Here is an 11,955-nt window from a genome sequence, read left to right as displayed (position 1 = left end):
AGGGAGGCCTAAACCGAATATGGAACTGACGCGTCGCGACGCGGTGGCCGCGCTGGCCGCCGTCGGCGCGACCGGGGGGGTCGCCCTCGCGGCCCGGCGGACGAGCGACGGTCCCGGAGCCGGGGGGGACGCGGCCGACGGCGGCGAGGGGGGCGACAGCCTCCCCGACGAGGCCGCCGTCCGGGCGTCGATGACCGCGGTCGCGACGGTCCTCTATCCGAGCGAGATCGACGGCGTCGAGGCGTTCGTCGGTGGCTTCCTCGACGGGCGCCTCGACGGGTCGACCCACGCGGAGGGGATTCGAGCCGCGGTCGGCGAACTCGACGCGGCCGCCCGCTCGTGGCACGGCGCGCCGGTCGCGGATCTCACCGAGCGCGACCGCGACAGGCTCCTCCGAGAGGTCGGCGCCGACACGGCGGCGGAGGACCCGGACGGGACGCTCGCGGAGCGGGTGCGCTACTACGTCGTCAACGAACTGCTCTTGGCGCTGTACGCCTCGCCGACGGGCGGGGAGCTGGTCGGACTGGAGAACCCGCAGGGACACCCCGGCGGGACCGAGAGCTACCGGCGGGGACCGCGATGAGCGCGGGCGACGCCCGAGGGGGAGGGACCGATCGCGAGGCGGTCCGCGACATCGACCGATCCCCCGTCGCGAACGCGGACGTCTGCGTCGTCGGCGCCGGTCCCGCGGGCGCGCTCGTCGCCGACCGGCTGGCCGCGGACCGCGAGGTCGTGGTCCTCGACGCGGGGCCCCGATTCGACCCCGCCGACCGACTCGCGCGGCAGGAGCGGGCGATCCGCCCGAGCTACGACCGGCCCGACGTGTGGGGCGGCGGCGGCGAGCGCGACGCCTACAGCAACGCCGGCGAGCGGTTCTACCCGTTGAACCACGCCCGCGTCAAGGGGGTCGGCGGGTCGACGCTCCACTGGCAGGGGATGGTGATGCGGCTCCACGAGGACGACTTCGCCTCCGAGACGGCGCGCGGCGTCGGCGCGGACTGGCCGATCGACTACGCCGACCTCCGGCCGTACTACGCCGAGGCCGAGCGCGAGCTGGGCGTCGCCGGCGCCTCGGACAACCCCTACGCGCCGCCGCGCGAGGAGCCGCACCCGATGCCGGCGTTCGAGCCCTCCTACAGCGACTCGCTGTTCGCGGAGGCGTGCGAGGAGCTGGGGATCGACATGCACTCGGTGCCGAACGCGCGCAACTCGGAGCCGTACGACGACCGCTCCGCCTGCGTCGGCTACGGCACCTGCCAGCCCGTCTGCCCGGCGGGCGCGAAGTACGACGCGACCGTCCACGCCGAGCGCGCGGAGGAGCGGGGCGCGACCGTGATCGACCGCGCGCCCGTCCAGCGGCTGGAGCACGACGCCGACCGCGTCACGGCCGCGGTGTACGCGACGCCAGACGGCGAGGAGCACAGGCAGGCGGCCGACGCGTTCGTCGTCGCCTGCGGCGGCGTGGAGACGCCGCGGCTCCTCCTCCTCTCGGAGTCCGACGACTACCCCGACGGCCTGGCGAACTCCAGCGGGACGGTCGGGAAGTTCTTCATGGACCACCTGTTCGCGGGCGTCGGCGGCACCCTCGACGAGCCGACGCGCCAGAACCACGTCGGGTTCTACACCAGCGCCTGCGACCAGTTCTACGACGAGGCCGACGCGCAGACCGCCCCGTTCAAGCTGGAGTTCTTCAACTACGCCGGGCCCTCGCCCGTCGAGATGGCGCTGACCGGCGACGACTGGGGGGACGCCCTCTTAGACCGGCTCCGCGACGGCTACGGCACTCACGTGGCGATGGGCGGACTCGTCGAGCAGCTCCCCCGGTCGGACAGCTACGTGACGCTCGATTCCGACCGCACCGACGGTCACGGCAACCCGGTCCCGGAGATCCACTGGCGCGTCGGCGACCGGGCGCTCCGGACCATCGAGCGCGCCAACGAGATCCAGCGGTCGGTCCTCGAAGAGCTGGGGGCGGATATCGAGTGGGTCGCCGGCCCCGACGCGACCGGCCCCGCCTACCATCACATGGGCACGACCCGCATGAGCGACGACCCCGAGGCGGGCGTCGTCGACGCCGACTGCCGGACCCACGACCTGGACAACTGCTGGATCGCGTCCAGCTCGGTGTTCCCCACGGGCGGCGCGATGAACCCGACGCTCACGATCGCCGCGCTGGCGCTGCGCGTCGCCGACGACGTCGAGCGCCGGTTCTGACTCTGTTTTAGGCAAACCTAAAAGCTCAAGTGGGTGGGGCGACCCGTACGAGGTAATGAGCGGATCACTCAGCGCGAACGGGTCGGCCGCCGAGGTCGACGAGACGGGGGACGATGCGGCGACAGACGGCGATGCGACCCCCGACGGCGACGCGGCGACCGCCGACGGCGACGCGACCTCCAACGGCGACACGGCGACCGCCGCCGACGACGCCGAGCACTACACCTTCGACGACGTCAGCGTCGTGATGGGGACGTACAACGAAGAGGAGGCGATCGCGACGGTCCTCGACGACATCGACGAGGTCACCGGCGGACGCGCCGAGGTCGTCTGCGTCGACGGCTCCTCGGATCGGACCCCGGAGATCGCCCGCGAACACGGCGCGACGGTGATCGAGCAGGAGCCGCAGGGGTACGGCGTCGCCGTCCGCGAGGCGATCCTCGCGCCCGACCGTCCGGTCGTCGTCACGACCGACTGCGACGACACCTACCCGATGGAGGCGCTCCCGGAGTTCCTCGAGGCGATCAACGACGGCGCCGACGTCGTCAGCGGCGACCGGCTCTACCACGGCGCGAAGGCGATGCCGGCGTTCAATCGCCTCGGCAACCACGCGTTCGCGCTCCTCGCGTCGGTCCTGATGGGCGAGCGCGTCCGCGACACCACCACCGGGATGCGCGCGTACCGCCGCGACGTCGTCGAGGGCATCGAGTGGACCGAGAACACCGGCCTCTCCGCCGAGCTCCTCATCCGCCCGCTGATGCGCGGCCGCGACGTGCGCGAGCGCCCGATCGACTACGCCGAGCGCCTCGGCGAGACGAAGCTCGACCCGATCGAGGGCGGCGCCGCCATCGCCAAGTCGATCGTGACGGTGTGCGTCGAAGAGCGGCTGCGGCGGCTCTGAGGCCGCGCAGAGCGTCGCGGACGCCGGACGGCGGTCCGGACGGACGCTGTGGGCACAGCGGACCGCCGCCGGCGGCGTTTTCGAAACCGCGAGCGACGGCCACGAATTATAAGCGGTCAGCTCACGTTGCCTCGCTCGCCTCGGCGTCCGTCTCGAAGGCGACCCACTCGGCGTGGGCGTCCGGGTCGTCGGGCAGATACGTCTCCTCCGATCCGCACGCGACCGCGAGCCGGCAGACGGAGCGCTCCGGGGGCCAGATCGCCTCGACCGTCCCCTCGTCCGTCGCCCGGACCGTCGCCTCCTGCCGGTAGGTGAACGTCGAGCCCGCGGGGTCGACGAGCGTCACCGTCACGATCACCTCGTCGCCCGCGGGGTCGATCGGGGCGGTCGCGTTCGGCGCGCCGGCCAACCGCGCGCCGGCGGGCGTCAGCGACCAGTCGACCGTCAGCGAGCCGTCGGGATCGCGCACGCCGTACTCGGCGTCCCCGTCGCCGCGCGCGGTCTCCAGTCGAACGACCGCGCGCTGGACGCGGTCGGGCACGCCGACGGTCGTCTCCGCGCCGACCCGCGACCCCTCCCGGACGTCGAGCGGTTCGAGCTTCGGGGTGACGTGCCGGGTCGGGTCCGGCGTCCACTCGCCCCGGTACGCGTAGCGGTGGAACTCGCGGTCGGGGTACGCGTCGATCACCGCGAAGTCCTCGACCGGGTCGCGGTCGAGCGCGTACACGACCGGCCCGTCCAGCCCGGGCTCGTTCCGGAGCGCCTGAAACGGGTGGCCGAGCCACTCGCCGTACGGCGTGGGGACGAACACGAGGTCGTCGTCGAACTCGGCCGTCTCGATCGGCGCGTAGGCCGTCTCGTACTTCTCGGCGTGCGACGCGTGCCGGTCGAGCGGCGCCTCGGCCGCGGCCGCCGCGCCGAGCGCCCCGCCGAGGACCGCGATGACGGCGAGCGCGGCGACGACCGCCCGCGCGGTTCCCGGCGTGACGCGGGACGCGAGCCGCGCTCGGAGCCGGGAGAGCCCCCGCCCGCCGGCGACGACGGCGACGCCGGCGAAGAGCGACAGCGGGACGAGGAGGTCGAAGTGGTAGAACGGCCCGAAGCCGGCGACCAGCCCGTCCGTCGGATCCGAGAGCGTCGCGAGGAGGTTGTTCGTCCCCCAGAAGAAGAGGTTGCCGACGACGACGGAGCCGGCGACGCCGGCGACCAAGACACCGGCGGTGCGCTCGAATTGAGCGTCGCCACCGGACCCGAGCGCGCCCCGCCCCGACAGCCACCCGCGCGCCGCCAGTCCGCCGCCGGCGAGCGCGAGCAGCGTCCCGAGCGGCCCGGCGACGACCCACCGCGTGGCGAGGTACCACAGCGCATATCCGTTCGATCGAAGCGCCAGTTCGGGCGTGTACTCCTCGCTGTGGCCGAGGATCCGGCGCTCGCCGAATCCGGGGCCGTCCATCGGCGCGAACGCCTCGTAGGGGAAGGTCAGCGGGGAGCCGGTCATCCGGAGGTTGTACGCGAGGGTGACGCCGACGAACAGCGTCCCGAACAGGGCGGTGAGGCCGTGGCGACGGACCGTGCCGGGGAGCCGGAGCGACGGACTCCCGACGTCCCGGACCGCGACGACCTCTCGGGTCGCGACGACCGCCCTGACCGCGGCGACGGTCCGGACGAGCGCGTGCAGGATGAACGGCGCCGCGAACAGCACCGCCGTGTACGGCCGGGCGAAGAAGGCGAGCCCGATCGCGACGCCCGCGAGCCCCGCGAGCGGGAGCGACCGGTCGCGGACGCTCCGGAGGTACGCGACCGCGAACAGGAGGTTCAGGAACGTCGTCGGCGCGTACGGGAGGAACACCGAGGAGGTGACGAGCGCCAGCGGCGAGGCGACGAAGCAGACGGCGGCGGCGAGACCCACCCGCCGCTCGAATATCGTCGACCCGAGCAGGTACACGAGCGCCGCGTTACCGGCGGCGACCGCCGCGAGCGTCACCCGCGGCTCGCCGAACAGCGCCATCGAGACGGCGTACATCGCGGCGGGGACGGGGTTGTACTTTGGGTAGAGCCGCCCGCCGTCCTCGATGAAGAACCACGGCTGGACGGCGTCGGCCAGCGCGCCGGCGTGGATCTCGAGCTGGCCGGAGAGCAGCAGCGCGGCCTGCGTGAGGTACACCGCCTCGTCGTGGTTGACGGAGTGGTAGCGGAACAGCGTCGCGGCGATGAGGAAGGTGACCGCCCCCGTCGCGGCGGTGAGGAGGGCGGCCGCCAGAGTCAGGCGGTCCGCCTCGGCCAGCCGGACGCGGGCGCCGCTCGCGAGGCGGCGGGCGAGCCGGCGGGGACGGCGGAGGGCCGGAGGAGAGGCCACGGGCGGCGGCGCGGACCTACACCTCGACGCCGGCCTCGCGCATGAGGTCGATCGTCGGTTCGAGGTCGGACAGCTGCGTCAGGTCGATGTCGGGGACGTCGAGCTCGTCGATCGAGGGGAGGTCCCCGATCGGCTCCACGTCGGGGATGAGGGGGTACTCGAACGTCGTCCGGGCGAAGTAGTCCTGCGCCTCGGCCGACAGCAGGTGGCGGACGAAGTTCTGGGCGAGGGTCGCGTCGCTCGCCGTGTCGATGACCGCGGCGCCGGCGACGTTGAACACCGCGCCGGCGTCGCCGCTCGTGAACGCGGTGCCGATCGACGCGTCGGGGTTGCCGTCGAGGACGCGCTGAATGTAGTAGTGGTTGGTGAACGCCGCGTCGATCTCGCCGTCGGCGATCGCCTGACAGGCGGCGAACTCGTCGGGGTAGCTGCTGATGCCCGACTCGACGACAGACTCCAGCCAGTCGAGCGTCGCCTCCTCGCCCTCGATGAGCCGCATCGCGGTGACGAAGGCCTGACAGGAGCCGTACGAGGGCGCCCAGCCGAGGGTGCCGGCGAACTCCTCCGGGTAGGCCATGACGTCGTCGGGGAGGTCCCCCTCGGAGAACTCCTCGGTGTTGTACGGAACGGTGCGGGCGCGACCGGACGTGCCGATCCACTGCTCGGTGCGGAACTCCGATCGGATCATATCGGTGATCTCCGAGGGAAGCGCCTGCGTGCGTCCCTCGTCGGCCAGCGCGCCGAGCGACCCGGCGTTCACCGAGTAGAACACGTCGGCCGGCGACCCGTCGCCCTCGTTGGCGATCTGGTTGACGAGGTCGGTGGAGCCGCCGTACCTGACGGTCAGGTCGAAGCCGTCGTACTGGTCGTCGATGTACTCGACGAGCTCGCCGACGAGGAACTCCCCGCGGCCGGAGTAGACCGTGAGCTCGCCCTCCAGGTCGGGCATCTCGGCGATGGGGGTGCCGCCGGGGGCCCCGCGCCCCGCGCGGCCGGAGCCGATCTGTCCGATCGACCCCTCGGCGTCGCCGTCGCCGTCACCGTCGCCGTCGTCGCCGCCCATGCAACCCGCGATCCCGGCCGCGCCGAGGGCGCCCGTCGCCGCGAGGAACCGCCGGCGGTCCACGTCGTCTGAGAAGTGGTGAGTCATGTGTTTTAGGCTAACCTAAATCGACTTAGTGGTGTCGGTTCAGTCGTCCGCGACCGCCGGCGCCCGGCGGATCGCGTCGAGGCAGTCGAGCCAGTCGCGCATGTGTTCGCCGACGTGGGTGAAGAACGCACCGTTCCGGTACTCCTCGAACTCGCCGTCGGCCAGTCGGTCGGCCATCGCGGCGTACACGGCGGCGTAGTCGCCGGCGTCCGCCCCCGCGTCGTCGATGAGCTCCCAGAGGTGCTCGTTCAGCTCCAGCCCGGCGACCTCGTTGTGGAGGTCGTCGAACGTCGAGCGGGCGGCCTTGTTGTGCTCGCAGAGGGGCCGGCCGTTGTAGATCCGCTTGCCGAGCACGTCGCAGGCGCGCTTGAGGAACACGCCGCTCCAGATGTCGTCGAAGCGGCCCACGTCCCACTCGTTGTCGTCCATCGGGAGCTGGTAGAACGCGGGGATCACCTCGCGGCGGAACGCGAGGTTCATCGAGCAGACGGTGAGGTAGTTGCCGCGCGCGGCGACGAAGTCCCCGCCGAAGTCGTCGGCGGTCGTCCGGGTCTGCGCCTGGCCCTCCAAGTCGCCGTCCATCAGGATCCGGACCGCGTCGAGGTCGGGGACGTTCGTCCACAGTCCCTGCGAGGCGACGACCTCGCCCGCCTCGATCTCGGCCGTGCCCGTTTCGACCGTCTCGTCCATCGCCGAGTACGGGTAGCCGCGGGGGTAGAGCCCGTGCTCGTCGGCGTTCTGATAGAGGACGTTCACCCAGCTCTCGTCGGAGCCGACGGACTCGATCGAACCCTCGAACGCGAGGTTCTCCATGTGGCGCCCGAAGTAGTCCTCGTCGTCGTGCGGGAGCGTGTCGTCGTCGATGAACAGGCCGTACTCGAAGGCGTCGTCGGCCCACATGTAGAGCAGTCCGAAACTCGTCTCGGCGTGGCTGGCGGCCGGGACGACGTGGCCGTACTCCGCGACGCCGTTGGCCTCGTACCACTCCTCGCGGCGGCTGCCGTCGAACACTTCGCCGGAGACGTCGAGGTCGTCCAGCATCGCGCGCATCTCGTCGACGTCGCAGAAGTCCTCTGTGACGAGCACGAAGTGGAGCCGGGAGACGTCGAACCCGTGCTCTCGGGCGTTCGCGACGTACTCGCGGAGGCACTCGTACTCTCGGATCGTAGGGACGATCACGCAGATGTCCCCGCTCGCGGCGGCTGAGCGGCGTTTTTCCATACACCGAGGTTTTTAGGCTAACCTAAAAATCTGGCGGTCCGGCGCTCGGCGACTCTCCCTCGTCGGCCGCTTCCGGTCCGTCAGCGGGGATTCCCCCGTCGGCCTTCGCCGGGGGAGCCGGCTCGTCGCCCGTCGTCGGCCCGGCCGTCGGCGAGAGGCCGAGCGCGAGCGCCGCGACTCCGCCGCCGGCGAGCGTGACGGCGTTCTTCAGCGCGTGGTCGAGGATCGCCGCCGCGAGCGCCGTCTCGACGGGCAGCCCGGTCGCGCTCACGACGAGGCCGGTGAACGCCGCCTCGTACAGCCCGATCCCGCCCTGCGAGAGCGGGAGCACCTTCGCGAGGTTGCCGACGCTGACCGCGAGCGTCCCGACGACGAGCAGCGTCGGCGCCGGGACGATCCCACCGAGCCCGCCCACGAGCGCGGCGAGCACGAGCACCGCCGTGAGGACGTCGAGCGCCCAGATCCCGAGGCTCCAGAGGAACACCGCACCGAGGCGCCGGGGATCGGCGGCGACGACGCGGACGGACGCGCCGAACCGGACGGCGGCGTCGACGGCCCCCGCGAGTCGCGATCCGGATACGCGGTCGCGGAGCGCGCGGCCGAACCGCCGGTCGCTCCGGGCGACCGCGACGGTCGCGACCGAGAGCACCGCGGCGACGACCGCGATACCGGCCGCGGCCGCGAGCGCGGTCGACGGCGCGACGGCGCCGACGGACGCTCCCGACCCGGGCGACCGACCGGTCAGAAACAGGAGCGCGAGCGCGACGCCGCCCAGGGCGCCGATCGCCACGAGGTCGAACGCGCGCTCGACGGCCAGCGAGGCGACGCCGGTCGGGTACGGCACGTCCCGGCGCTCCTTGAGCAGGTACGCGCGGACGCCGTCCCCGGCCCGCGCCGGAACGGCGAGGTTCGCGGTCTGGCTGGCGAACACGGTCGCCGTGAGGAAGCCGGTCCGGCAGCGCCGGCCCATCACCGCGAGCACGTCGCCGTACCGCCGCCCCCTGAGCGGCCACGAGAGCAGGTAGACGCCGAGCGCGGCGGCGAGGAGCGTCGTGTCCGCCGCCGTCACCGCGTCGACCACCGCGTCCGCGTCGAGGCTCCGAGCGATGATCGCCGCGCTGAGCCCGACGACGAAGAGCGTCCCGACGAGGGTGAGTCGCTTCCGCGAGAGCTCGGCGCGGAGCCGCGCCCGGAGGCCGGCCTCGGTCACGGGCGCGACCCCCGGCGTCGGGCCGTTCGGAACCGACCGGCTCTCTCACCGGTCCGCGGGCGTTCGAGGCGCCGTTCGACGGTCATGCGTTGATTTAGGTTGCCCTAAAACATATAACGCTGACGGTTCGGCGACCGTGTGCGACCGCCGCCACGGGACGGACCGGACCGCGTTCCCGCGAACTGCCGACTGCCGAAAAGTGCTTTTGTGCGTCTATCAAAATATCACACATGTCCGACTCCGTCCGAATGTGGCTCGTCGAGCGGACGTACTCCGACGACGAGCAGAACATGGTGATCCTCACTTACGCCACGCCCGACGGCAAACGCTACTTCCGGAAGGAGCGCGCCCTCACCTCCTTCACCGACGTCCGGGACACCACCGCCGCGGTCGACGCCGACCCGGAGAACGTCGGGAGCGTCGACGACCCCGCCGAACGCGAGCGGTACGCGGCCGAGGCCGACCGCATGGCGGCGGCTCACGCTCCGGACGACGTGATCTGACCGACGCGATCCGACCGACGCGGCCGCGCTTAAGTCGGTCCGGCGCGAAGTCCCGTCGATGCGGGCCACCTTGGAAACCCTCGCGGCCGCCGCGCTCGTCGGAGTCGTGCAGGGCGCACTGCGCCTCGTCGGCCTCGCCGGGCTCCTCGCGCTGTCGACCCCGCTCTCGCTGGCGCCCTGGACGGTCGTCACCAGCGTATACGCGCACGGGTCGGTCGGCCACCTGCTGGCGAACGGCCTCGCGCTGCTCCTCGTCGGCCCCCTCGTCGAGCGCCGGACGACGCGACTGCGGTTCCACGCGTTCGTGGTGACGACCGGGGCGGTCGCCGGGATCGCGCAGGTGATGCTCGGCGGGCTGATCGGTCCGCCGACCGCCGTGTTGGGGCTGAGCGGCGCCGTCTTCGCGCTCGGCGGCTACCTTCTCGCCGGCAACGTCGTGACCGCGACGCTGTTCGACCGACTGCGGCTCCCGCCGCGCGCGCAGTTCGCGCTGTTCGGGCTCGCCGCCGTCGCGCTCACCGCGACGACCGCGGCGCCCGGCGTCGCGCTGATCGCTCACGCCGTCGGCGCGTTCTGCGGCCTCCTCTCGGGACGAGCCGGACTGCTGGACGTTCGGTGACGCGAGTGGAGAGGAGACCGCGGCGCCGTCGCTGGCGGCGGTAGAAAATGCGGAGAGAGCGAAATACGCCCTAGCGCTTAGTCTTCGAGAACGATCTCGATGCTGACGTCGTTCGGCACTTGGACGCGCATGAGCTGGCGGAGCGCGCGTTCGTCGGCGTCGATGTCGATCAGACGCTTGTGGACGCGCATCTCCCAGTGCTCCCACGTCGCCGTCCCCTCACCGTCCGGGGACTTTCGCGACGGGATCTCGAGCGTCTTCGTCGGCAGCGGGATCGGGCCCGACAGGGCGACCCCCGTCGAGTCCGCGATCTCGCGGACGTCGTCGCAGATGTCGTCGAGGTCCTCGGGGCTCGTGCCGGCGAGGCGGACGCGTGCCTGCTGCATCGATTATCGCTCGTTGACTTCGAGCACCTTGCCGGCCGCGATGGTCTGACCCATGTCGCGGATGGCGAAGCTGCCGAGTTCCGGGATCTCGCCGGACGGCTCGATGCTGAGCGGCTTTTGCGGGCGCACGGTGACGACCGCGGCGTCGCCGGACTTGATGAAGTCCGGGTTCTCCTCGGCGACCTCACCGGACGACGGGTCGATCTTCTGGTCGATCGACTCGATCGTACAGGCGACCTGCGCCGTGTGGGCGTGGAAGACGGGCGTGTACCCGGCCGTGATGACCGACGGGTGCTGCATGACGACGACCTGCGCCTTGAACGTCTCGGCGACGCTCGGCGGGTCGTCGGCGGGGCCACAGACGTCGCCGCGACGGATGTCGTCCTTGCCGATGCCGCGGACGTTGAACCCGACGTTGTCGCCGGGCTCGGCCTTGGGCACCTCTTCGTGGTGCATCTCGACCGTCTTCACCTCGCCGCCCACGTCGGACGGCTGGAAGGAGACGTTGTCGCCGGTGTTGAGGATCCCGGTCTCGACGCGTCCCACGGGGACGGTCCCGATACCAGAGATGGTGTACACGTCCTGGATGGGGAGTCGGAGCGGCGCGTCCGTCGGCGGCTCGGACTCCGGCAGGTCGTTGAGCGACTCCAGCAGGGTGGGGCCGTCGTACCAGGGAGTGTTCTCGGAGTCCTCGGAGACGTTGTCGCCCTCGAACGCGGAGATCGGCACGAATGTCGTGTCGTCGGTCGCGAAGCGGACCTGGTTGAGCAGGTTCTTGACCTCCTCGATGACCTCGTTGTAGGTGGACTCCTGGTAGTCGACCAGGTCCATCTTGTTGACGCCGATGATGAGCTCGTTGATGCCCAGCGTGCGGGCCAGGAACACGTGCTCTCGGGTCTGGGGCGCGACGCCGTCGTCGGCCGCGACGACGAGCACCGCGTTGTCGGCCTGCGAGGCGCCCGTGATCATGTTCTTCACGAAGTCACGGTGGCCCGGGCAGTCGACGATGGTGAAGTAGTAGTTGTCCGTGTCGAACTCCTGGTGGGCGATGTCGATCGTGACGCCGCGCTCGCGCTCCTCGGCGAGGTTGTCCATCACGTAGGCGAACTCGAAGCCGCCCTTGCCCTTCTCTTCGGCTTCCTCGCGGTGCTGCTCGATTACGTGCTCGGGGACGCTCCCCGTCTCGAAGAGGAGGCGACCCACGAGCGTACTCTTGCCGTGGTCGACGTGGCCGATAATGGCCAGGTTCTGGTGCGGTTTGTCACTCATGGGGTAATCACGCGCTAAGGCGCTCTGTGAGTAAGTTTCGGTTGATTCCACTAAAACGGTTTCGATACGGTTCACAGACCATCGCGACGCAGTCAGGCGATTCTCGACAACGCGGGGCACGTCAGC

11 protein-coding genes are annotated in these 11,955 nt (G+C 71.4%); 5 read left to right on the top strand and 6 right to left on the bottom strand.

The genetic code is table 11. From position 1 onward, the window contains the following. Window positions 1–19: 19 nt before the first annotated feature. The 3 genes from DJ73_RS04280 (at window position 20) to DJ73_RS04270 (ending at window position 3,115) form a co-directional block, all read left to right on the top strand. Window positions 20–583, top strand: a complete 564-nt coding sequence (locus DJ73_RS04280; RefSeq protein WP_094525461.1) for a gluconate 2-dehydrogenase subunit 3 family protein — start codon at window positions 20–22, stop codon at window positions 581–583. Further along, window positions 580–2,214 carry a GMC family oxidoreductase gene (locus DJ73_RS04275; protein ID WP_094557368.1) on the top strand — a complete coding sequence of 545 codons (1,635 nt, stop codon included), beginning with the start codon at window positions 580–582 and terminating at the stop codon, window positions 2,212–2,214. Before DJ73_RS04280 ends, DJ73_RS04275 begins: the two co-directional genes overlap by 4 nt. A gap of 247 nt (window positions 2,215–2,461) precedes the next feature. Further along, entirely contained in the window at window positions 2,462–3,115 is a 654-nt protein-coding gene (locus DJ73_RS04270) for a dolichyl-phosphate hexose transferase (RefSeq protein ID WP_249269112.1), read from the top strand. A gap of 121 nt (window positions 3,116–3,236) precedes the next feature. Here DJ73_RS04270 and DJ73_RS04265 read toward each other — a convergent pair whose 3' ends face one another. Genes DJ73_RS04265 through DJ73_RS04250 form a run of 4 tightly spaced genes read right to left on the bottom strand, consistent with a single transcriptional unit; the run spans window position 3,237 to window position 9,052 of the window. Further along, the gene (locus DJ73_RS04265) at window positions 3,237–5,471 is read right to left on the bottom strand and encodes a glycosyltransferase family 39 protein (protein ID WP_094557367.1); all 2,235 of its coding nucleotides are present in this window, start codon (window positions 5,469–5,471) and stop codon (window positions 3,237–3,239) included. Between the two features lie 16 nt (window positions 5,472–5,487). Beyond that, window positions 5,488–6,621 (bottom strand): extracellular solute-binding protein, encoded by a 1,134-nt coding sequence (locus DJ73_RS04260; RefSeq protein ID WP_094557366.1) that lies wholly within the window; start codon window positions 6,619–6,621, stop codon window positions 5,488–5,490. A 39-nt stretch (window positions 6,622–6,660) separates the two neighbouring features. Then, entirely contained in the window at window positions 6,661–7,842 is a 1,182-nt protein-coding gene (locus DJ73_RS04255; RefSeq protein WP_094525456.1) for an alpha-1 4-glucan-protein synthase, read from the bottom strand. Window positions 7,843–7,864: 22 nt separating this feature from the next. After that, the gene (locus tag DJ73_RS04250) at window positions 7,865–9,052 is read right to left on the bottom strand and encodes a lysylphosphatidylglycerol synthase transmembrane domain-containing protein (protein ID WP_094557365.1); all 1,188 of its coding nucleotides are present in this window, start codon (window positions 9,050–9,052) and stop codon (window positions 7,865–7,867) included. Between the two features lie 230 nt (window positions 9,053–9,282). Here DJ73_RS04250 and DJ73_RS04245 point away from each other — a divergent pair, with 230 nt between their 5' ends. Both DJ73_RS04245 and DJ73_RS04240 read left to right on the top strand, forming a co-directional pair. Further along, the gene (locus DJ73_RS04245; protein WP_094525454.1) at window positions 9,283–9,555 is read left to right on the top strand and encodes a hypothetical protein; all 273 of its coding nucleotides are present in this window, start codon (window positions 9,283–9,285) and stop codon (window positions 9,553–9,555) included. A 58-nt stretch (window positions 9,556–9,613) separates the two neighbouring features. Then, window positions 9,614–10,174 (top strand): rhomboid family intramembrane serine protease, encoded by a 561-nt coding sequence (locus tag DJ73_RS04240; protein ID WP_094525453.1) that lies wholly within the window; start codon window positions 9,614–9,616, stop codon window positions 10,172–10,174. A 77-nt stretch (window positions 10,175–10,251) separates the two neighbouring features. On the opposite strand, the gene rpsJ is transcribed toward DJ73_RS04240, so the two are convergent. Both rpsJ and tuf read right to left on the bottom strand, forming a co-directional pair. Then, the gene (rpsJ, locus tag DJ73_RS04235; RefSeq protein WP_004048854.1) at window positions 10,252–10,560 is read right to left on the bottom strand and encodes a 30S ribosomal protein S10; all 309 of its coding nucleotides are present in this window, start codon (window positions 10,558–10,560) and stop codon (window positions 10,252–10,254) included. A 3-nt stretch (window positions 10,561–10,563) separates the two neighbouring features. Beyond that, window positions 10,564–11,829, bottom strand: coding sequence for a translation elongation factor EF-1 subunit alpha (gene tuf, locus DJ73_RS04230; RefSeq protein WP_094525452.1), 1,266 nt, complete (start codon window positions 11,827–11,829; stop codon window positions 10,564–10,566). Between the last annotated feature and the right edge of the window lie 126 nt (window positions 11,830–11,955).

This window comes from Halorubrum sp. Ea1, from assembly GCF_002252965.1.
In the GTDB taxonomy this organism is placed as follows: domain Archaea; phylum Halobacteriota; class Halobacteria; order Halobacteriales; family Haloferacaceae; genus Halorubrum.
Note: the sequence above shows the minus strand (reverse complement) of the source record. Positions and strands in the feature narration are given on the sequence as shown.

Excerpts from the sequence above, each read along its gene's own strand:
- tuf (WP_094525452.1), bottom strand. The coding sequence starts at position 11,829 with ATGAGTGACAAACCGCACCAGAACCTGGCCATTATCGGCCACGTCGAC.
- DJ73_RS04275 (WP_094557368.1), top strand. The coding sequence starts at position 580 with ATGAGCGCGGGCGACGCCCGAGGGGGAGGGACCGATCGCGAGGCGGTC.
- DJ73_RS04240 (WP_094525453.1), top strand. The coding sequence starts at position 9,614 with ATGCGGGCCACCTTGGAAACCCTCGCGGCCGCCGCGCTCGTCGGAGTC.
- DJ73_RS04260 (WP_094557366.1), bottom strand. The coding sequence starts at position 6,621 with ATGACTCACCACTTCTCAGACGACGTGGACCGCCGGCGGTTCCTCGCG.
- DJ73_RS04270 (WP_249269112.1), top strand. The coding sequence starts at position 2,462 with ATGGGGACGTACAACGAAGAGGAGGCGATCGCGACGGTCCTCGACGAC.
- DJ73_RS04255 (WP_094525456.1), bottom strand. The coding sequence starts at position 7,842 with ATGGAAAAACGCCGCTCAGCCGCCGCGAGCGGGGACATCTGCGTGATC.
- DJ73_RS04280 (WP_094525461.1), top strand. The coding sequence starts at position 20 with ATGGAACTGACGCGTCGCGACGCGGTGGCCGCGCTGGCCGCCGTCGGC.
- rpsJ (WP_004048854.1), bottom strand. The coding sequence starts at position 10,560 with ATGCAGCAGGCACGCGTCCGCCTCGCCGGCACGAGCCCCGAGGACCTC.
- DJ73_RS04245 (WP_094525454.1), top strand. The coding sequence starts at position 9,283 with ATGTCCGACTCCGTCCGAATGTGGCTCGTCGAGCGGACGTACTCCGAC.